This window comes from Actinoplanes oryzae, from assembly GCF_030757795.1.
Lineage (GTDB): Bacteria > Actinomycetota > Actinomycetes > Mycobacteriales > Micromonosporaceae > Actinoplanes.
The window spans coordinates 108,507-128,437 of the sequence record NZ_JAUQWH010000002.1; the positions used below are offsets into that span (position 1 = coordinate 108,507).

At 71.7% G+C, this 19,931-nt stretch carries 20 protein-coding genes; 12 read left to right on the forward strand and 8 right to left on the reverse strand.

All coding sequences use genetic code 11. The features are described 5' to 3' along the window. The first annotated feature begins 6 nt into the window (after positions 1–6). On the forward strand, positions 7–1,161 hold the full coding sequence (locus RBH18_RS01415) for an FUSC family protein (RefSeq protein WP_306203963.1): 1,155 nt from the start codon (positions 7–9) through the stop codon (positions 1,159–1,161). 46 nt (positions 1,162–1,207) lie between these two features. Further along, complete coding sequence (locus RBH18_RS01420) at positions 1,208–2,605, forward strand: PrsW family intramembrane metalloprotease (protein ID WP_306203964.1); 1,398 nt, start codon at positions 1,208–1,210, stop codon at positions 2,603–2,605. Here RBH18_RS01420 and RBH18_RS01425 read toward each other — a convergent pair. Continuing rightward, complete coding sequence (locus RBH18_RS01425; RefSeq protein ID WP_306204033.1) at positions 2,596–2,892, reverse strand: GroES family chaperonin; 297 nt, start codon at positions 2,890–2,892, stop codon at positions 2,596–2,598. The two genes, RBH18_RS01420 and RBH18_RS01425, sit on opposite strands and share 10 nt — an antisense overlap. A 190-nt stretch (positions 2,893–3,082) precedes the next feature. Here RBH18_RS01425 and RBH18_RS01430 point away from each other — a divergent pair, with 190 nt between their 5' ends. Continuing rightward, positions 3,083–4,339: an AI-2E family transporter gene (locus RBH18_RS01430; protein WP_456237622.1), complete on the forward strand. Its 1,257-nt coding sequence runs from the start codon at positions 3,083–3,085 to the stop codon at positions 4,337–4,339. Positions 4,340–4,437: 98 nt separating this feature from the next. After that, complete coding sequence (locus RBH18_RS01435; RefSeq protein ID WP_306203966.1) at positions 4,438–5,805, forward strand: hypothetical protein; 1,368 nt, start codon at positions 4,438–4,440, stop codon at positions 5,803–5,805. A 118-nt stretch (positions 5,806–5,923) separates the two neighbouring features. On the opposite strand, the gene RBH18_RS01440 is transcribed toward RBH18_RS01435, so the two are convergent. Further along, positions 5,924–7,852 carry an ATP-dependent DNA helicase gene (locus RBH18_RS01440; RefSeq protein ID WP_306204034.1) on the reverse strand — a complete coding sequence of 643 codons (1,929 nt, stop codon included), beginning with the start codon at positions 7,850–7,852 and terminating at the stop codon, positions 5,924–5,926. A 163-nt stretch (positions 7,853–8,015) separates the two neighbouring features. Here RBH18_RS01440 and RBH18_RS01445 point away from each other — a divergent pair, with 163 nt between their 5' ends. Next, positions 8,016–8,522, forward strand: coding sequence for a DUF402 domain-containing protein (locus tag RBH18_RS01445; protein ID WP_306203967.1), 507 nt, complete (start codon positions 8,016–8,018; stop codon positions 8,520–8,522). Here RBH18_RS01445 and sigJ read toward each other — a convergent pair. Continuing rightward, positions 8,505–9,404 carry an RNA polymerase sigma factor SigJ gene (gene sigJ, locus RBH18_RS01450; protein WP_306203968.1) on the reverse strand — a complete coding sequence of 300 codons (900 nt, stop codon included), beginning with the start codon at positions 9,402–9,404 and terminating at the stop codon, positions 8,505–8,507. The genes RBH18_RS01445 and sigJ overlap by 18 nt on opposite strands. Positions 9,405–9,513: 109 nt before the next feature. On the opposite strand from sigJ, the gene RBH18_RS01455 reads away from it, so the two are divergent. The 6 genes from RBH18_RS01455 (at position 9,514) to RBH18_RS01480 (ending at position 13,909) form a co-directional block, all read left to right on the forward strand. Further along, positions 9,514–10,452: a PI-PLC domain-containing protein gene (locus tag RBH18_RS01455; RefSeq protein WP_306203969.1), complete on the forward strand. Its 939-nt coding sequence runs from the start codon at positions 9,514–9,516 to the stop codon at positions 10,450–10,452. A 116-nt stretch (positions 10,453–10,568) separates the two neighbouring features. Next, positions 10,569–11,195, forward strand: a complete 627-nt coding sequence (locus tag RBH18_RS01460; protein ID WP_305784807.1) for a DUF47 domain-containing protein — start codon at positions 10,569–10,571, stop codon at positions 11,193–11,195. 3 nt (positions 11,196–11,198) lie between these two features. Beyond that, on the forward strand, positions 11,199–12,206 hold the full coding sequence (locus tag RBH18_RS01465; protein WP_306203970.1) for an inorganic phosphate transporter: 1,008 nt from the start codon (positions 11,199–11,201) through the stop codon (positions 12,204–12,206). Positions 12,207–12,250: 44 nt separating this feature from the next. Next, on the forward strand, positions 12,251–12,580 hold the full coding sequence (locus RBH18_RS01470) for a PadR family transcriptional regulator (RefSeq protein ID WP_305784809.1): 330 nt from the start codon (positions 12,251–12,253) through the stop codon (positions 12,578–12,580). After that, positions 12,577–13,548 carry a hypothetical protein gene (locus RBH18_RS01475; RefSeq protein WP_306203971.1) on the forward strand — a complete coding sequence of 324 codons (972 nt, stop codon included), beginning with the start codon at positions 12,577–12,579 and terminating at the stop codon, positions 13,546–13,548. The genes RBH18_RS01470 and RBH18_RS01475 overlap by 4 nt, the downstream gene beginning before the upstream one ends. Before the next feature lie 178 nt (positions 13,549–13,726). Next, entirely contained in the window at positions 13,727–13,909 is a 183-nt protein-coding gene (locus RBH18_RS01480) for a hypothetical protein (protein ID WP_306203972.1), read from the forward strand. On the opposite strand, the gene RBH18_RS01485 is transcribed toward RBH18_RS01480, so the two are convergent. Continuing rightward, positions 13,906–14,883 (reverse strand): Gfo/Idh/MocA family protein, encoded by a 978-nt coding sequence (locus RBH18_RS01485; protein ID WP_306203973.1) that lies wholly within the window; start codon positions 14,881–14,883, stop codon positions 13,906–13,908. The genes RBH18_RS01480 and RBH18_RS01485 overlap by 4 nt on opposite strands. A 77-nt stretch (positions 14,884–14,960) precedes the next feature. Between RBH18_RS01485 and RBH18_RS01490 the strand changes: the two genes are divergently transcribed. Next, positions 14,961–15,707 carry an NUDIX hydrolase gene (locus RBH18_RS01490; protein ID WP_306204035.1) on the forward strand — a complete coding sequence of 249 codons (747 nt, stop codon included), beginning with the start codon at positions 14,961–14,963 and terminating at the stop codon, positions 15,705–15,707. A gap of 39 nt (positions 15,708–15,746) precedes the next feature. Here the strand turns inward: RBH18_RS01490 and pstB are convergent, their stop codons facing one another. Genes pstB through pstS form a run of 4 tightly spaced genes read right to left on the reverse strand, consistent with a single transcriptional unit; the run spans position 15,747 to position 19,845 of the window. Next, complete coding sequence (gene pstB / locus RBH18_RS01495; protein WP_306203974.1) at positions 15,747–16,523, reverse strand: phosphate ABC transporter ATP-binding protein PstB; 777 nt, start codon at positions 16,521–16,523, stop codon at positions 15,747–15,749. A 12-nt stretch (positions 16,524–16,535) separates the two neighbouring features. Beyond that, positions 16,536–17,621, reverse strand: coding sequence for a phosphate ABC transporter permease PstA (gene pstA, locus RBH18_RS01500; RefSeq protein ID WP_306203975.1), 1,086 nt, complete (start codon positions 17,619–17,621; stop codon positions 16,536–16,538). Further along, a complete protein-coding gene (gene pstC, locus RBH18_RS01505; RefSeq protein WP_306203976.1) occupies positions 17,618–18,703 on the reverse strand; it encodes a phosphate ABC transporter permease subunit PstC in 1,086 nt (361 codons plus the stop codon). Before pstC ends, pstA begins: the two co-directional genes overlap by 4 nt. A gap of 50 nt (positions 18,704–18,753) precedes the next feature. Continuing rightward, the gene (pstS, locus tag RBH18_RS01510; RefSeq protein ID WP_306203977.1) at positions 18,754–19,845 is read right to left on the reverse strand and encodes a phosphate ABC transporter substrate-binding protein PstS; all 1,092 of its coding nucleotides are present in this window, start codon (positions 19,843–19,845) and stop codon (positions 18,754–18,756) included. Positions 19,846–19,931: the final 86 nt, after the last annotated feature.

A 19,931-nucleotide genomic window follows, 5' to 3' on the forward strand; every position in this document is an offset into this window, starting at 1 on the left:
TGATCTATGACGGACCGAGGGCTCGCAGCCGCGCTGGCCCAGTTGCACAGCCGGTCGCGGTCCGGGGCGGCGGCCGGCTGGGCCCGGGTGCGCGGCGCCTTCGTGCTGGCGCTGCAGGCCGGGCTCGGGGCGGGCATCGCCTGGTTCCTCGCGCACGACGTGATCGGCCGGCCCAACCCGTTCTTCGCCCCGATCGCCGCCGTGATCACGCTGGCATCCTCGGTCGGGCAGCGCGCCCGGCGCACGGCCGAGCTGGTCCTCGGCGTGGCCATCGGCATCGGCATCGGCGACGCGATCATCCTGCTCATCGGCTCCGGGCCGTGGCAGATCGGCCTGGTGGTCCTGCTCGCCATCGTCACGGCGGCCGCGGTCGGCGGCGGCACCCCGCTGGTCGTGCAGTCCGCGTCGTCCGCGGTGCTGGTCGCCACGCTCACCTCGGCGACCGGCCTGCCCTGGACCCGCTTCTTCGACGCCCTGGTCGGCGGGGGCGTCGGCCTGGTGGTCATGTCGCTGTTGCTGCCGCTCAACCCCCTTTCCGTCGTACGCCGGGCAGCCGACCCCGCCCTGGAGGAACTCGCCGCCGGCCTCCGCGTGGTGGCCAAGGGCGCGGCGGCCGGCTCCTCCGGCGACGTGGGCGCGGGGCTGGCCCGGCTGCGGTCGGCGGAGAGCAACTTCACGGCGCTCGCCCAGGCGGCCGCGGCGGCCAGTGAGAACATCGCGATCGCGCCCGCCCGGTGGCGCTCCCGCGGCGCCCTCAGCCAGTACGTCGAGGGGGCGCCCCACCTCACGTACGCGCTGCGCAACATCCGGGTCCTCGCCCGCCGGATGATGACCGCACTGGACGACAAGGAGCCGATCCCGGCCGTCCTGCCCACGTCGATCGAGCTGCTCGCCGACGCGGTGGACCTGCTCCGGCAGGAGTGGGCGCGGGGCGTGGAGCCCGAGGCGACCCGGGAGCGGGCGCTGCGGGCGGCGGCGGAGGGCGGACAGGCGTACCGGGACGGGGTGGGTTTCTCCGGTGGCGTCGTGGTGGCGCAGGTCCGGACCACCGTCACGGACCTGCTGCGGGCGACGGGCGTGGAGTATGCGGAGGCGCCGCGGCTGACCCGGCGGGCGGCCGGGTGGCACGCCCGGCCGCGGTCGCGGCGCCGCACTCTTTGATCTTCCCGGGGCCGCGGTCCGGTGCCCGGGTGACTACGCTGGTTGCATGGCCGACGACGCTTCGCCCGCTGGCACGACGACGTCGGCGCCGCCCGCTTCCCCGGCGCCGCAGCTGACTCCGGCTCCCGAGCCGCCGCCGCTGCCGGACCGGCGCTCGGGCTGGCGGCGCTGGCTGCCGCTGACCGGCATCATCGCGTTCATCGCCGCGTGCTCGATCGCGATGCTGATCATCCTCGGCTTCAGCAACGGCCCGACCGGGCTGGCCATCGGCCTGGTCGCCGCGATGCTGCCGGTGCCCGTCCTGGTCTCGTGCTTCCTGTGGCTCGACCGCTACGAGCCCGAGCCCATCCGCTATCTCGTCTTCTGCTTCACCTGGGGCGCGGCCGTGGCCACCCTGGTCGCGATCGGGGTGAACAGCGGGGCCGCGTGGCTCTTCGACAAGTGGGGGCTGCCCGAGGCCCTCGTGGCGGTGATCGTCGCGCCCTTCATCGAGGAGTCGATGAAGGCGCTCGGCCCGATCCTGCTCTTCTGGCGGCGCCGCCGCGAGTGGTCCGGCATCACCGACGGCATCGTCTACTGCGGGCTCTCCGCGCTCGGCTTCGCGATGGTGGAGAACGTGCTCTACCTGGGCGGCCACGGCTATGCCGCGGGCGCCGACCAGTACGGCCCGGCCACCGGCATCCAGAACGTCTTCCTGATCTTCATCGTGCGGATCCTCTTCACCGGCTTCGCGCACCCGCTCTTCACCTCGATGACCGGCATCGGCCTGGGCATCGCCGCCCGCTCGGCGGACCGCCGGGTGCGCTGGCTGGCCCCGATCGCCGGCCTGCTGATGGCGATGATCCTGCACGGCACGTTCAACCTGCTGCCGACGCTGTCCGTGGCGACCGGCGAGACCTTGATCATGCTGTACGGCTACCTCGGCTTCATGGTGCCGTTCTTCTTCGCGGTGCTGGGGTTCGCCATCGCGTTGCGCGGTTACGAGGGGCGGCTCAGCGAGCGGATCCTGCCGCAGTACGTCCGGGCGGGCTGGCTGTCCCCGCCCGAGGTGGCGACGCTGGGCACCCTCGGCCGCCGGCACTCGGCGCGCCGGTGGGCGAAGCGGGTCGCCGGCGATCCGGGGCTCCGGGCCATGCGCGCCTTCCAGCTCGCCGGCACCCAGCTGGCCCTGCTGCGCGACGGCATGCAGCGCGGGCTCGTCCGCACGCCGCAGGAGGCGGAACGGGCCCGGGAGGAGGAGCGGAAGCTGCTCAGCGACATCTCCGGCTACCGGTCGGTCTTCGTCGGCCGCGATCCGCAGGCGCCGGGCGCCTTCTGGAACGGGACGTCCTACAGCCTCCGCTTCCCCGACGGATCGGTGCGGCAGGTCGGAGCGCCGCCGGAGCCCGTGGTTCCGGTGCCCGTGCTCCTGCCCCCCTATTACGGCGGCCCCTACTACAGGTAGAGGCCGGTGCCGTCCGACTCGACCCGGCTGGCGGCGACCGCGTGCACGTCCCGCTCGCGCAGGAGCACGTACTCCTTGCCGTGCAGCTCGACCTCGGAGCGGTCCTCGGGGTCGAACAGCACCCGGTCGCCCACGACGATGGACCGCACGTTGGGGCCCACGCCGACGGCCTTGGCCCAGGAGAGCCGGCGGCCCATGGAAGCAGTGGCGGGGATGACGATGCCGGCGCTGGAGCGGCGTTCGCCCTCGCCGCCGTCCTGCCGGACGAGAACGCGGTCGTGCAGCATGCGGATCGGCAGACCGGCCTCGGTGCGGGTGTCGGTGCTCACGAAAGGGACGGTACGCCTGCGCCTCACGGCTTCGTGTGCCGGTCTCGACTAGGGTCTGTCCACGGGACAGACCCCAGGGGTCGGTCGGCGGGACCGGCCCTTCGGGTGGTCGCGGCGACTACGGCAAGGGGGTTGGCGGTTGAGCCGCTTGCAACGGGTCCGGGCGAACCTGCGCAGGGCCTACGAGACGGGTCGTGACTCGGTGCGCCTCGCCCGCGTCGAGAGCGAGCGCCCGGCCGAGGAGGCCGAGGCGGAGTTCGAGCCGCCGGCGCCGGAGCCGACCCTCGAGCACCACTCCACCGCCAGCCGCGACGACGCCGAGGTGCCGCACCCGTTGCGCATCGCGGCGGCCTGGTCGTGGCGGCTCATCGTGGTGGGCGTGGTCGGCTGGGTGCTGCTGCGCTTCATCGGCATCATCAGCGTCGTGGTCGTCCCGCTGGCCATCGCGCTGCTGCTCTCGGCGCTGCTCTCACCCGCCGTCAGCTGGCTGCTGAAGGCCAAGCTGCCGCCCTCGCTGGCCACCTTCCTGGTGCTCATCTGCGGGCTGGGCGCCGTGGCCGGGACGCTGACCGCGGTGGTCACCCAGTTCATCGACGGGCTGCCGCAGCTGACCGCGAGCGCCACCAAGGGCATCCGGCAGATCCAGGACTGGGCGCGCACCGGCCCGCTGCACCTCTCCGACGCCCAGGTCGACCAGGCCATCGACTCGGCCCAGGAATGGGTCAACTCCAACACCTCGTCGCTGACCGCCACCGGCTTCGCCACCGCCGCCACGGTCTTCGAGCTGCTCACCGGCGCGGTGCTGGTGCTCTTCGCGACGTTCTTCTTCCTCCGCGACGGGCGCAAGATCTGGCGCTTCCTGGTCCGCCTCTTCCCGGTCAACGCCCGCTGGAGCCTCGCCGACGCCGGCGACGCGTCCTGGGCCACGCTCGGCGCCTACGTCCGCGCCACGGTGCTCGTCGCGATCATCGACGCCACCGGCATCGGCCTCGCCCTGGTGATCCTCGACGTCCCGTTCGCCTTCCCGCTGGCCGCCCTGGTCTTCCTCGGCGCCTTCGTCCCGATCGTCGGCGCGAGCGTGTCGGGCGCCGTCGCCGTCCTCGTGGCGCTGGTCGCCCAGGGCTGGATCGTCGCCCTCATCGTCCTGGGCGCGGTCATCCTGGTCCAGCAGGTCGAGGGGCACATCCTGCAGCCGCTCATCATGGGCCGGGCGGTCGCCATCCACCCCCTGGTGGTCATCGTGGGCATCGCCTCCGGCGTCGTCCTGGCCGGGATCATCGGCGCCCTGGTGGCGGTGCCGCTGATCGCCGTCCTCAACACCGGCGTCCGCCGCCTCGCCCGCCGCCGTCCCGAGGTCCCGCCCAGCGCGGTGGTGGTCACCGCCGGCGGGGAGCTTCACCCTTAGCTGCCGCACCGGCCAGTGATACGGTTTGGCGCTCTCGTGACGGGAGAGCAACCGGGTGACGACGGCCGGTCGACGGCCGAGGCGGAGACTGGACAGGGATGACCACCGAGCACACCTACGCCCCGGACCGGGACGAGACCACCCCGGCGGACACCGTGCGGGGCGACGAGCCCGGACGGCCCGCGCGGATCTCCCGTACAGCGTGGTGGGTCTTCCTGGGTCTGGCGGTCCTCGGCCTGCTGAGCGTGCTGCCGACGGTGAACAGCTGGAGCGACGCCAGCCGGATGGCCACCATCCAGGCCATCGTCGAGCACCACACCTTCTCGATCGACCGGACGGTGTTCCTGCCCACCGGCGACAAGGTGCTCGTCGACGGGCACTACTACTCCGACAAGCTGGCCGGCCCGGCGCTCATCGGCGCGGTCGTCTACTACCCGATCCACGCGCTGGGTTTCGAGCTCGCGTACGGGTGGAACGTCGCCTACTACCTGATCACGCTGCTCACCGTGAAGGTCTTCTGGCTGGCCGGCCTGATCGCCTTCTACAAATCGCTCGGCTACACGCCGCTGGCCGACCGCAAGCGGCTCTGGCTGACCCTGGCCCTGGGCGTCGGATCGCTCTACTTCACCTGGTCGGCGACGTTCAACAACCACTCGCTGGCCGCGTCCTGGGTGGCGATCGGCTTCTTCTTCATGCTGCGCGCGCGGCACGGCTTCCACGTCGGGCGCAGCCTCTTCGTCGCCGGCCTGTTCTTCTCGCTGTGCGGCGGCACCGACGTGCCCATCTTCGCGGTCTACGGCTGCTTCTTCCTGTACGTGCTGGCCCAGCGCACCCTGCGCCGCAACGCCGGCTGGTACCTGCTGCCGCTGGTGGTGACCGCCGCCCCGGCACTGGTGGTCAACTACTCGATCTCCGGCAGCCTGGTCCCGGTGCAGCTGGTCGCCGACTACTTCGCCTGGCCCGGCACGCCCTGGACGCCCGAGGAGCTCACCGGCGGCGGGGCGAACAGCGGCAGGTTCCTCGCCGAGTACGCCTTCACGGCCCTGATCGGCTCGCGTGGCTTCCTGCTCTACAACCCGCTGATGTGGCTGGCGATCCCCTTGGCGGTGCGGGAGCTCGTCAGGAGGCGGCCGTTCGCCCGCGAGGCCGCGGTCGCCGGCGTCGTGACCGTCGTCATCGTGGCGTACTACCTGCTCTTCTCGAACAACTACAGCGGCTGGAGCTACAGCATCCGCTGGTTCGTCCCGCTCCTGCCGCTGCTGCTGTTCTTCCTCTACCCGGTGCTGGACAGCCATGTGACGCTGAAGGTGCTCTTCGCGCTCCTGCTGCTGGCCGGCACGGCGGTCGCGGTCATCGGCGTGACCAAGCCGTGGTCGAACATGAGCCTCAGCGACTATCCGCTGGTCGCGAACCTGCACTCGCTCCCGAAGCAGATCGCCGACGGGCGCAAGGCACTCTTCGGCTGACGGCTCTCCGGGGCCCAGGCTTCTCGCCGGACGCCGCGGGGCGCCGCTGCGGGATGCTCGACGTCAGCTTTTGCGAGGCGGCGCGCGGGGTCAGCTTTTCGCGAGGCGGCGGGCGGGGTCAGCTTTTCGCGAGGCGTTGCAGGGCGCCGATCGCCACCTCCGTGCGCGTCGTGTACCAGAACGGGGGCAGCGAATTGCGCAGGAAGGCGCCGTAGCCCCGGGCCGTCTCCAGCCGCGAGTCGAGCACCGCGACCACGCCCTTGTCGCCGGTCGAGCGGATGAGGCGGCCGACGCCCTGTGCCAGCCGGATGGCGGCGATCGGGACGCTGACCGAGGCGAAGCCGGAGCCGCCGGTGGAGTCGACCGCGGCGGCGCGGGCGGCGGCCAGGGGCTCGTCGGGGCGGGGGAAGGGCAGACGGTCGATCACGACGAGCTGGCAGGAGTCGCCGGGGACGTCGACGCCCTGCCAGAGGGACATGACGCCGAACAGGCAGCTCTCCCTCTGCTCCTTGAACTTGCGGACCAGGATCGGCAGCGTCTCCTCGCCCTGCAGGAGGATCGGCAGGTCGGTGCGGCTGCGCAACAGCTCGGCCGCCTGGGTCGCGGCCCGGCGGGAGGAGAAGAGCCCGAGGGTGCGCCCGCCGAGCGCCTCGACGAGCTTGACCAGCTCCTCGCCCGCCTGCGCCGGCAGCCCCGAGGCGGCGGGGCGCGGGAGATGCGCCGCGACGTAGAGGATGCCCTGCTTCGGATAGTCGAACGGCGAGCCCACGTCGAGGGAGGTCCAGCCGTCGCCGGAGGTGGGCGCGGCGTCGGCGTCGGTGCGGGCGGCGGGGACGGGGCCCGGCGTGGCGGCGGGCAGGCCGAGCGCCCGGGCGACGGTGTCGAAGCGGCCGCCCAGCGTCAGGGTGGCCGAGGTGGCGACGACCGTGCGCTCGTCGTAGAGGTGGGTGCCGAGCGTGCCGGCGACCGACAGCGGGGCGACCACGACGGCGCGGCGGCCGGCGCCGATGTCGCTCTTCTCGATCCAGGCGACGTCGAAGTCGGACTCCTCGAGCAGGCGCTGGGCGGTCTCGGAGATCTCGTCGAGGGACGCCTTGGCCTGCTGCTTGCGGACCGGGTCGGGGTCGTCGGCCTTGATGTCGCCGATCGCGGTGAGGGCGGCGCGGGTGGCCGTGTCGAGCAGCAGCAGCGCCTGGTGCAGCGGGGTGGGCAGGCCGGTGGTGAGGCGGCCGGCGGGCAGGTCGGCCAGGCCGACGGTGAGCGAGTCGGCGGCCTCGGCGAGGGACTCGGCGACGTCCTGCGGGATCAGGGTGCGGGCCCGCTTGGCGGTGCGCTCGACGTGCTCCGGGGTGAGCTCGGCCTGCGCCGCCGAGGAGACCCGGTCGGCCAGCTCGTGGGCCTCGTCGACGATCAGCAGCTTGTGCGGCGGGACGATGTGGCGCCCGGCCAGCATGTCGACCGCGAGCAGGCTGTGGTTGGTCACCACGATGTCGGCCTCGCGGGCGCGGGCGCGGGAGGCCTCGGCGAAGCACTCCTGCCCGTACGGACACTTGGTCGCCCCCACGCAGTCGCGCGCGGGCGTGGAGACCTGCCGCCACGCCGTGTCGTCGACGCCGGGGTCGAGCTCGTCGCGGTCGCCGGTCTGCGTCTTCTCCGACCAGTCGCGGATGCGCATGATCTGCTTGCCGAGCCGCCCGGCCTCGCCCAGCCACTGGGTCGCCCGGGGCGGCGAGTCGTCGAAGAGCGTGTCGGTCGGCGTCTCCTCGTCGGCGTGCTCGAGCTTGGCCACGCACAGGTAGTGGTGGCGGCCCTTGAGCACGGCATAGGTCGGCTTGCGGCCCAGCACCGGCTCGACCGCCTCGGCGAGCCGCGGCAGGTCGCGCTCGACGAGCTGGTGCTGCAGCGCGAGGGTGGCCGTGGAGATCACGGCGGGGCCGTCGACGAGCAGGGCCGGCGCGAGATAGGCCAGCGACTTGCCGGTGCCGGTGCCGGCCTGGACCAGCAGATGCTCCCGCTCCTTGACGGCGTGCTCGATCGCGGCGGCCATCTGCTCCTGGCCGGGGCGGGTGGCTCCGCCGGGCACCGCACCGACGGCGGCGGCGAGCAGGTCCTTGGCGGTAGCACCCTTGCGGCGGGACTTGGCGGGGGCGGTCACGCCAAGACCGTACCCGTCACCACCGACAGATCCGTCGCACCGTTAGGGTCTTGTCATGCCGAGCGACATGGTCCGGGTGGTCTACACCAAGTACAACGGTGCTGCTCACCGGGACTATCCGGCCCGTCGCCTGAACGAGGACGACCTGGGCGTGTGGGTGGGTGTGACCAGGGGCACGGCGTCGGTCTACCACGGCCGCCCGTCGGTGGAGCAGATCCCCTTCGTGCTGCTGATCCCGCACCGGGCCTGGTGGACGGGCATGTTCAACCCGCCGCCGCGGACCAGCGAGGTCTACTGCGACATCACCACCCCGGCGCGCTGGGAGGGTGACACGGTCCACATCATCGACCTCGACCTCGACGTGTCGCGCCGGCGGGACTCCGGGCTGATCGAGCTGCGGGACGAGGACGAGTTCGAGGAGCACCGGGTGAGCTTCGGCTACCCCGAGGACGTGGTCACCGAGGCGCGCGCCGCGGCGGCCCGGCTGCTCACGGCGCTGGGGGACGGGACCGAGCCGTTCGCCGCCGCGTACCGGAAATGGCTGTCAGCCGTCGGCGAGTGAGCCCAGCTTGGCCGGGTTGAGCTGGCAGTAGATCGCGGTGATGCGGCCGTCGGCGACGGTCGCGGAGAGCAGCGCGCGCACCCGGTGTCCGGTCGAGTCGGTGCCGTGCATGAAGATGCCGGCGGAGCCGTTGACCAGCAGCGGCTCGAGGAGCACCGAGTGCGGGCCCGCCGTGCGTCGCGAGATGATGCCGGCCCAGAACTTGGCGACCCGGTCGATGCCCTCCAGGGGGACGCGTGCCGCCTGGGCGACGCCGCCGCCGTCGCTGATCGAGACCACCTCGGGGGCCAGCACCGCGGCGAGCGCCCGGAGGTCTCCGGAAGCCGCGGCGGCCAGGAAGGCGTCCAGCGTCCTGCGCTGCTCGGCTAGGTCGGCCGTGTGCCGGGCCTGACCGAGGGCCACCGCCTTGCGCCCCCGCGAGGCGTGCTGCCGGGTGGCGGCCACGCTGGTGCCGAGCACCTGGGCCACCTCCTCGAAGGGCAGCCCGAAGGCGTCGTGCAGCACCACCGCCACCCGCTGCTCGGGGGTGAGCCGCTCGAGTACCACGAGCAGCGCGAGGCTGACCTCCTGGCGCCGGGCCACCTGCTCGGCGGGGTCGTCCTCCGGCCGGGCCACGACCGGCTCGGGCAGCCACTGCCCCGGATAGGCCTCGCGGCGCACCCGGGCGGACTTGAGCACATCGAGGGCGATGCGGCCGACGACCGCGGTCAGCCACCCGCGCAGGTCACGGATCTCGGTGCCGCCCGCCCGCGCTCGGTCGTAGCGCAGCCAGGCCTCCTGCACCGCGTCCTCCGCCTCGGCATGGCTGCCCAGCATGCGGTAGGCGACCGCCAGCAGATGCGATCGCTCGGCCTCGAACCCGTCCACGGCCACAGGCGGCATGGGGGAATTCTGCGCGAGATTGCCCGATCGGCACAGTCACGTGTGACACAGTGGTGACCAGTATGGGGCATTTCACCCCCATTTCACCAAGGTCGAGGGGGAGTCGGCGGTGGCGGACGACGTGGCGACCGTGCTGAGCGGCCTGGCCGGCGTGGCCGGAGTCACCGCGGCGGCCACCCTGGGGGTCGCCGCCGCGCGCCGGCCCCGGCCGTACCTGCCCGCCGGGCACGCGCTCGCCGGGCCGGAGGCCACCGACCCGCTGCCCGACGTTCTGCGCCGGGGCCTGGCCGGACTGACCGTGCCGGTGCGCCCGGGGCCGCACGGCGAGCTCCACCTCGGCCCCGGGGCGCCGCAGCCCGGGCGTACGCTGCGCCGTCTGGTCCTGGCTCCGCTCTTCGGCCGCGCGCACGCCCGTGGCGGCCGGCTGTGCCGTGACCAGCGCGTGCCGTTCCGCCTGGTCGTGGAGTTCACCGGGCCGAACCGCGACCCGGACCTGCTGCTGCGCGCCTTCCGCCTGCTCGACCAGCAGTTGCGCGACCACGCCCCGCTGCTGAGCCGCTGCGTCGGCGGTCACCTCGAGCCCGGCGCGGTCACCGTCGCGATCTCCGGCATCGTCGACGCCCGCGACCTGCTGACAGCACAGCACCAGCGGTACGCCTTCGCCGACGGCACCTTCGACGACATCGGCAACGAGGCGGCGCCGCCGGGGCTGGTGCCCATGATCAGCGAGCAGTGGACCCGGCGGTTCGGGTGGGACGGGTGCGAGCCGATCCCGGCCGAGGAACGGCACCTGCTGCACGCGCTGGTCCGGTCGGCGCACGAGGACGGGCGTACGGTCCGCATCGCCGGCCTGCCGTCCGCCTCCCGGCAGGCCCGTCGCGCGTTGTGGGACGAGCTGGACGCGGCCGGGGTCGACGTCATCGCCGACTGCGACCATGCGGGACTGGCCCGTCATCTGCGCCGCCGCCCGGCGCGACCGGGCGGCCCGGACCGGCTCCCGCCCCGCCGACGGCCGGAAAGATCCACAAAACATCCGGTTCACGGTTAACAACAGGTGAACGCGCGCTGAACTGGTGTTGAGCGGGGGTAGGCGGGCTCGGCAACGGGGGAGGCGTTTCCTAGCATTCCCTCGAATCCGCCCCACCCTTCAGCGAGGTCCGCGCCGTGAAGTTCTCCTTCCGCCCCGTCGAGGGCGCTTTTTACGAGCTGTTCACCCGGGCAGCCCAGAACCTCGTGCGCGGCACCGAGCTGCTCAACGAGCTGGCTCTGCCCGGCGTCGACGTGCAGTCGGTCAGCGACCGGCTCACCGACGTCGAGCACGACAGCGACCAGATCACGCACGACCTCTACAAGAAGATCAACTCCACCTTCATCACGCCGTTCGACCGCGAGGACATCTACTCGCTGGGCTCGCAGCTCGACGACGTCATGGACCACCTCGAGGCGGTCGGCAACCTGCTCTACCTCTACGGCCTGACCGAGCTGCCGTCGCTGCCCCGCGAGATGCACGAGCTGGTCAACGTGCTCGACCAGCAGGCCAAGGTGACCGCGGACGCGATGCCCCGGCTGCGCTCGATGAAGAACCTCGAGGAGTACTGGATCGAGATCAACCGGCTCGAGAACGACGGCGACCGGGCGTACCGGATGCTGCTCGTCCGGCTCTTCTCCGGGGAGTACGACGCGCTGACCGTCCTCAAGATGAAGGAGGTGGCCGACGAGCTGGAGGCCGCCTGCGACGCCTTCGAGCACGTGGCGAACACGGTCGAGACCATCACGGTCAAGGAGTCCTAGGCCTTGTCCCCCGAGTTCATCGCCGTCACCGCGGTCATCATCGCCGCGATGGCGTTCGATTACACCAACGGGTTCCACGATGCGGCGAACGCCATCGCCACCAGCATCAGCACCCGTGCCCTGACGCCGCGGGTGGCCCTCGCCATGGCGGCCGTCGGCAACTTCATCGGCGCGCACTTCGGCGCGGGCGTCGCCAAGACCGTCGGTGACGGCCTGGTCAAGCTGCCCGGCGGGGTGGAAAGCCTCGGCGTCGTCTTCGCCGGCGTCGTCGGTGCCATCGTCTGGAACCTCTTCACCTGGTATTTCGGGCTGCCCTCCAGCTCGTCGCACGCGCTCTTCGGCGGCCTGGTCGGCGCCACCTTCTTCGCCGCCGACGCGACGATCGAGTGGGGCAACATCGTCGACAAGGTGCTGATCCCGATGGTGGTCTCGCCGGTGGTCGGCCTGCTCCTCGGCTTCGCCTTCATGATCGCGCTGCTGTGGGCCTTCCGCCGGGGCAACCCGGGCAAGCTCAACCGCGGCTTCCGGCACGCGCAGACCGTCTCGGCCGCGTTCATGTCGGTCGGCCACGGCATGCAGGACGCCGCGAAGACGATGGGCATCATCGTGCTGGCCCTCTACACCGGCGGTTTCCAGGACAGCTCCACGCACATCCCGCAGTGGGTCTTCTGGACCTCGGCGGCGATGCTGGCGGCGGGCACCTACGCGGGCGGCTGGCGCATCATCCGTACGCTGGGTCGCAAGATCATCGACCTCGGCCCGGCGGAGGGCTTCGCCGCCGAGATGGTGGCGAGCTCGGTGCTCTACTTCAACGCGCTGGTCCTGCACGCGCCGATCTCGACCACCCACACGATCACCTCGGCGATCATGGGCGTGGGCGCCACCAAGCGGCTCAGCGCGGTCCGCTGGAACGTGGCCGGCAACATCATCATCGCGTGGGTCACGACGTTCCCCGCGGCCGCGGCGATCTCCTGCCTCGTCTACTTCCTCGTGCGGCCGCTCTTCGGCTGATACTACGGTTGACGTCATATGTCGGCGCCCGTACTGTGGGCGCCGTGCAGGAACCCACCTTTCTCATCCTGACCGCGCTCGCGGCCCAGCCGCTGCACGGTTACGGGATCATCCAGTCCGTCGCCGACCTGTCCGAGGGCGAGGTGAAGCTGCGCCCCGGCACGCTCTACGGGGCGCTCGACCGCCTCGCCGACCAGGGTCTCATCGAGGTCGAGCGGGAGGAGGCGGTCGACGGCCGCCTGCGGCGCTACTACCGGCTCAGCGACAGCGGGGCCACGGCGCTCACCGAGCAGGCCGACCGGCTGCACCGGCGCGCCACGGCCGCCGAGGTGCAGCTGCGCCGCCGTCCCGGGCTGGCGGGCGGTGCCCTGTGAACGCACTGCTGTGGGCCTACCCGGCGCGGCTGCGCGAGCGGCACGGCGCCGAGCTGATCACCACCCTGATGGACATGTCCGGCGACCGGCCCAGCCGCGGCGACCGGTGGCAGCTCGTGCTCGACGGCCTGGGCGAGCGCTTCCGGCCGCCGGTCAAGTGGCGGCCGTTCGCCCTCGTCCTGGCCGTCCTCGCCGTGGTGGCCGGCGGCGCGCTCGGTGCCGCGGCCGGGTCCTGGGCCGCGACCTTCGCCTATGCCGAGTTGCCGTCCGCCCGCGTGCTGGCCGACCAGGCGCTGGGCCCGGGCGCCGACGCCCACGGCGGCCGCTACTACCTCGACGCCGAGCTCCCGCTGACCCCCGGCGCCGCCTCGGGGCCCGCGGCCGAGCAGGTCCGGCAGCGACTGATCGCCGCCGGCTGGACGGTGTCGGCCCCGGCCGTCGGCGACGGCAGCGACAACATCCTGGTCAACACGCACTTCCGGGCCTCGGACGGCGACGTCGAGCTCAGCGTGTACGCCTACGACTACGAGCAGCCGTTCGTCCAGCTCGCCGGCTGGCCCGCGCGGCCCGCGAGCTACCTGCCGCTGACGATCGCGGGCACGCTGCTCGGCCTGATCGCCGGCTGGCTGCTCGGCATGGCCCTGAGCCACCGGATCGCGGCCGCCCGGCGCCCCCTGCGCAGCGCGGTCCTCGCGAGCACCGGCCTCGCCCTCCTGCTCGTGCCGTCGGTGTTGTTCGTCATGTCGCTGGGGTTCTACCTGGGCGCCACCGACCCGAACGGCCAGGGCGGGCTGCTGCACACCTCCGGGCTCACCTTCGGCGCCACCTTCGACCTGGTGCGCGCCTGGGACCTGCCCTACGAGCTCACCGACGCCTACCTCTACGCGCTGCTCGGCCTGGTCGCCGTCGCGGTCGCCGCGATCCTGGCCCGGTCGGCCCGCGAGCCCCTGGTCCGGGAGGCCGCGTGAGAGCACTGCTGTGGGCCTACCCGGTGCGGGTGCGCCGACGGCACGGCGCTGAGCTGCTCACCACCCTGCTGGAGACGAGCGACGGCCGGCCCTGCTGCTCGCACCGGCGACCTCGATCATTGCCTTCGCGGTGGACGGCGTCCGGTGGCCGGCCGGCCTGACCGGCACAAGCGACCCGGTGCATGGGGCACTGGACACCGACGTGCTCAGGGCGACGGGCCTGTGGGAGCCCGTGTGGCATGCGGGCTGGGGACCCCTGGTGCCCAGCCCGCCCAACAATGCGCTCGTCCTCGCCGGGATCGTTGCGCTGGCCGCCGCGGCTCTGGTCACGCGGCCGCGCACCACCCGCTCGCGGCCCTAGTAGGCGACGCCGATCTCGGCGCGGATCGTGTCGAGCAGCGTCATGATCTCCAGGGTGGTGGTGTGCGGGACGAGCGGGCTCTCCGGCAGCCCCTCGGCCAGGCAGCGCTGCACCTCCGCCGCCTCGAACTGGTAACCGCTGCCCTCGAAGCCGAAGTCGAACTCCTCGCTCTCACCGGTGCTGCGCTTGAGCGTGAACGACCGCGGCACGAAGAAGCCCTGCGGCAGGTCGATGCGCCCGAGCGTGCCGGTGATCGATGCGGCGTTGCGGGACTCGCCGGCGATGCTGCAGGTCAGGGCCGCGACGGCGCCCGAGTGGTAGCCGAGCAACACGCCGGTCGTCTCGTCGACGCCCTCCGGGGTCAGGCGCGCCCAGCTGTGCACGGCGGCCGGGCTGCCGAGGACCAGGTCGGCGAAGTGGATCGGATAGACGCCCAGGTCGAGCAGCGCCCCGCCGCCCAGCGCGGGGTCCCGCAGCCGGTGCGACGCGTCGAAGGGGCCCTGCAGCCCGAAGTCGGCGTGCACGGTGACGACGTCGCCGATCTCCCCGTCCTCGATCAGCTCCTGGATCTTGCGGATGGCCGGGTTGAGGCGCATCCACATGGCCTCCATGAGGAACAGGCCGCGGCTGCGGGCCTCCTGCACCAGCTGCGCCGACGACGCCAGGTCCAGGGTCATCGGCTTCTCGCAGAGCACCGACTTGCCGCCCTCCAGGCACGCCATCGTGGCGGCGTGGTGCGAGGAGTGCGGGGTGGCCACGTAGATCACGTCGAGGTCGGGATCGGCGGCCAGCTCCGCCCAGGACCCGTACGCGCGGGGCACGCCGAACTTCGCGGCGAAGGTGTCGGCGGCCTCGGCCGTGCGGGAGCCCACCGCGGCCAGCTCGGCGCCCGGGACGAGCGGAAGGTCGGAAGCGAAGGTCGCGGCGATGCCGCCGGTGCCGAGAATGCCCCAGCGGGTGGTCCGTTCGGTCATGATCGCCACGCTATCTCCCCGGCCCCCTCCGGTGGGAGGATCGGGCGGTGACCCTCTCGCTCCCCCTGCCGCCGGCGATGGCCCGGCGAGCTCTCGAATTCCACGGTACGCCCGCCCCGGCGCGCCCCGCGGCGACGGTCGTGCTGCTCCACCCCGAGACCCTTCAGGTGTACGTCCTCAAGCGCGCGAGCACCATGGTGTTCGGTGGTGTCCACGCCTTCCCGGGCGGGCGCGTCGACCCCGCCGACCGCCCCGGGACGCTGCGGCCGGACTGGGACAAGCTCCTCGGCGTGCCCGACGAGGAGGCGCGGGCGGTGGTGGGAGCCGCGATCCGGGAGCTCTTCGAGGAGACGGGCGTGCTGCTCGCCGGGCGGGTGGACGAGCCGGATCGGATGGCCGGCGACGTGAGCGGCGAGGAGTGGGAGGCGGATCGGGCGGCAGTCGCCCGGCGGGAGCTGAGCATGACGGAGCTGCTCGACCGGCGGGGCCTGCTGCTGCGGGACGATCTGCTGCTGCCGTGGGCGCGGTGGATCACGCCGGAGTTCGAGCCGAAGCGGTTCGACACGTGGTTCTTCGTCGCGTTGCTGCCGGAGGCGCAGGCGCCACGGGACGTCTCGGGGGAGGCGGACGGGACGGCGTGGATCGACCCGGGGGCGCCCGGCGACCTGACGATGCTGCCGCCTACGCGGGTGACGCTGGCGCAGCTGGCGGCGTACGAAAGCGTGGATGATCTTGTTGCGGGGAGCGCGACGCGCGACGCCACCGTGCCCGTCATGCCGCGCGTGCGGCCGACCGGCGACGGTGGCGTCGTCGTGGAGCTGTGACCTGGTTGTTTGCGGTTTTCCGCCGCGGGCCGGCTCGGCTCAGCCGAAGCGGCCGGTGATGTAGTCCTCGGTCTTTTTCTGCGACGGGTTGCTGAAGATCTTCTGCGTGTCGTCGTACTCGATGAGGCGGCCGGGGTCGCCGGTCTTGTCGATCGAGAAGAAGCCGGTCTTGTCGCTGACCCGGGCGGCCTGCTGCATGTTGTGCGTGACGATGATGATCGTGAAGCGGTCCTTCAGCTTGAACATCAGGTCCTCGATCGCCAGCGTCGAGATCGGGTCGAGCGCCGAGCAGGGCTCGTCCATGAGCACGACCTGCGGCTCGACCGCGATGGTGCGGGCGATGCAGAGGCGCTGCTGCTGACCGCCGGACAGACCCGCACCCGGCCGGTTGAGCCGGTCCTTGACCTCGTCCCACAGGTTCGCCGACTTGAGCGACTTCTCCGCCGCGTCGTCCAGCAGCGACTTCTTCTTGACGCCGTTGAGCTTGAGGCCGGCGACCACGTTCTCGTAGATCGACATCGTGGGGAACGGGTTGGGGCGCTGGAACACCATGCCGATCAGCCGGCGGACCGCGGTGACGTCGACGTCGGGGTCGTAGATGTTCTGGTCGTCGATGGTGAGCTTGCCCTCGATGCGGGCGCCGGGCAGCACCTCGTGCATGCGGTTGATGGACCGCAGGAAGGTCGACTTGCCGCAGCCGGACGGGCCGATCAGGGCGGTGATGGTCTTCGGCTCGACGGTCATCGAGATGCCGTCGATCGCCTTGAAGTTGCCGTAGTAGGACGAGACTCCGCTCGCCTCGATGCGCTTGGCCACTCAGAACACCTCTTACTTGGACAGCTGGTTGCGGCGGGCGAGCAGCTTCGCTGCGATGGTCAGGATGAGCACCAGGGCGACCAGCGTGAGCGCGGCCGTCCACGCGCGGTCGGGGGCGAAGCGGGAGGCGTCTCCGGCCTGCTGGTACACGAAGACCGCGAGCGACGACTGGGGACCCGCGAAGGGGTCGCCGTTGATCGCGGCGGTGGCGCCGGCGACGAGCAGCACCGGGGCGGTCTCGCCGGCCGCACGGGCCACGGAGAGCATGATGCCGGTGACGATGCCGGGCAGGGCGGTCGGCAGCACGACCCGCAGGATCGTCTTCCACTGCGGCACACCGAGGGCGTACGCACCCTCGCGCAGCGGCCCGGGCACGAGCCGCAGCATCTCCTCGGTCGAGCGCACGATCGTCGGCAGCATCAGCACCGTCAGGGCCAGCGAGGCGGCGAAGCCGGAGAACTGCGGCGTGCCGTTGTTGAACCACGGGCTGACGATGAGCACCCAGAACGACAGCACGAACAGGCCGGCCACGATCGACGGGATGCCGGTCATGACGTCCACGAAGAAGCGGACGGTCAGCGCGAACCTGCCCTTGCCGTACTCGACCAGGTAGATCGCGCCGAGCACGCCCAGCGGCACGGCCATCAGCGCGGCCAGGCCGACCTGCTCCAGCGTGCCGAGGATGGCGTGGTAGGCGCCGCCGTTGGGGTCGCGGGCGCCGATGTTGTTCATCGAGGAGCCGAAGAAGTCGCCGTCGAGGCGCGCCGCGCCCTTGGTGACCAGCGTCCACACCACCGACACGAGCGGGATGATCGCCAGGACGCAGGCGGCGTAGATGGCGGCGCGCCACATGCGGTTGCGGGCGGCCCGCTTGCCCTCGATCGCGCCGGCCGCGAAGTTGAGGCCGACCAGGTAGAACACGGCGCCGAGGAAGACCACGAGCACCCAGTTGCCGATGCCGAAGCCCAGCACGACCGCCGCGGCGACCACGAGGGCGCCGAGGGCGATGCCGAGGTCGGCGACGACCGGCAGCTTGCGGCTGCGGATGTTGTCCGGCGTCATGACGACGCCGGGAGTTTCCCTGTCCAAGAGGCTCATGCGGCACTGTCCCGGAACTCGCGGCGGCGGTAGATGATCGCCCGCGCGGCCATGTTGACGACCAGGGTGATGGCGAAGAGCACCAGACCCGAGGCGATCAGGGCGCCGCGGCCGGTCTCGTTGGCCTCGCCGAAGGTGTTGGCGATGTTCGCGGCGATCGAGTTGCCGCCGCTCTGGATCAGGTTGAACGAGATCACGAACGTCGTGCCGAGGGTGAGCGCCAGGGCGATGGTCTCGCCGAGCGCGCGGCCCAGGCCGAGCATGACCGAGGCGATGACGCCGGGTTTGCCGTACGGCAGCACCGCCGTGCGGATCATCTCCCACTTGGTGGCGCCCAGGGCGAGCGCGGCCTCCTCGTTCATGCCGGGCGTCTGCTGGAAGACCTCACGCGACAGCGAGGTGACGATCGGCAGCACCATGATCGCCAGCACCAGCGAGCCCAGCAGGATCGACCGGCCGAACGGCCCTTCGCCGCCGAAGAGGGGGATCCAGCTGAAGTACTTGTTGAGCCACACCGAGAAGTCCTTCACCGGCTCCGAGAAGACGTCGCGGCCCCAGAGGCCGAAGACGACGCTGGGCACGGCGGCGAGCAGGTCGATGATGAAGCCGAGCGGCGTGGCGAGCCGCTTGGGCGCGTAGTGCGAGAGGAACAGCGCGATGCCCATCGCGATCGGCACCGCCACCAGCAGCGCGATCACCGACGACAGCACCGTGCCGAACGCCAGCGCGGCGATGCCGAAGGCCGGCGGGGTGTCGTTCGGGAACCATTCCTTGGTGGTCAGGAAGTTCGCGTCGTTGGCGCTGAGCGCCGGCGCGGCCTTGGAGATCAGGAACACCGCGATGGCGGCGATGATGACCAGCACCATCACGCCTGCCGCGGTGCTGAGGCCGCGGAAGCCGGTCTCCATGGAGAACCGGGCCTTCTTCGGCAGGGCACCCCCGCCACCGAGCGGCGGCCGATTTTCGGGGCGGTCGTCGGGAGGAATCGGCGATACGCCGTCGCCGGCGGACCGGGCGTGACGTGCTGTCACACCCGAGCCGCCGGCTTCGGTGCTCGCCGAGCGGGAGGGATAGTCGCCCATTCGCTCGCTCGCGTTCGTCTAGGAGGGGGTCTCTACCTGCGTACGGTGCTTCAGGAGATGCTGGCGACCACGGTCGCGACCTTGGCGCGGACCGACTCGGGCAGCGGGGCGTAGCCCAGGTCGGCGAGCGCCTCCTGGCCGGCGGTGCTCGAGGTGTAGGTCAGGAAGCCCTTGATCGCGGCGGCCTTGGGGCTGCCCTTGTCACAGACGATCTCGTACGTGGCCAGCACGATCGGGTAGGCACCCGCGGTGGTGGTGTTGTAGTCGATGTCCAGCTTGAGGTCGTTGCCGGTGCCGGCGACCTTCGCACCCTCGATCGTCTTGCCGGCGCTCTCGCCGGTCAGCTCGGTGTACTCACCGGCGCCGTTCTTGATCTTGGCCTTCTGCAGGCTGCTGTTCTCGGCGTAGGACAGCTCGACGTAGGAGATCGTGCCAACCGTGCTCTTCACCAGGGCGGCGACACCGTCGGACTTCGCGGCGGCGGTGCCGCCCGGGGCCTTCCACGCCTTCGCGTTGCCGTAGGTCCAGTCGGCCTCGGCGGTCTTGCTCAGGTACTTGGTGAAGTTGTCGGTGGTGCCCGACTCGTCCGAGCGGTGGACGGCCTGGATGGCGGCCGACGGCAGGGTCACGCCGGCGTTCTCCGCCTTGATGGCCGCGTCGTCCCACTTGGTGATCTTGCCGGAGAAGATCTTGGCCAGCGTGGCCGGCGAGAACTGCAGGTTGTCCGCGCCCTCGACGTTGTAGACGACCGCGATCGGTCCGACGACCATGGGCAGGTTGACCGCCGCGCCGCCGGGGCACTTGGCGGTGGCCTGCGGCTGCTCGTCGTCCTTGAGCGCCGAGTCCGAGCCGGCGAAGTCGGCGGTGCCGTTGATGAACGCCTCGATGCCCGCGCCCGAGCCGTTGCCGTTGTAGTTGATCTGCGCGCCGGAGCACTGGCCCTGGTACGTCTTGATCCACTCGTCCATGGCGTTCTTCTGCGCGGACGAACCGGCGGCGTTCAGCGTGCCGGTGGCGCAGTTCTCGGCAGCAGCGGAGCCACCGGCGGCCGACGGCGAGTCGTTGTTGTCAGAGCCGCACGCGCTGAGCGCGAAGGCGGCGGTCATGGCAATACCAGCAACGTAGAACCGCTGGAGCTTCACGGTTTCCCCTTCAATGGATCGCATCTCCGGGCTCCGTAGTCCCGGCGGCCGAAATCTCATCGGCACACAGGGAAAGCTAAGAGCGT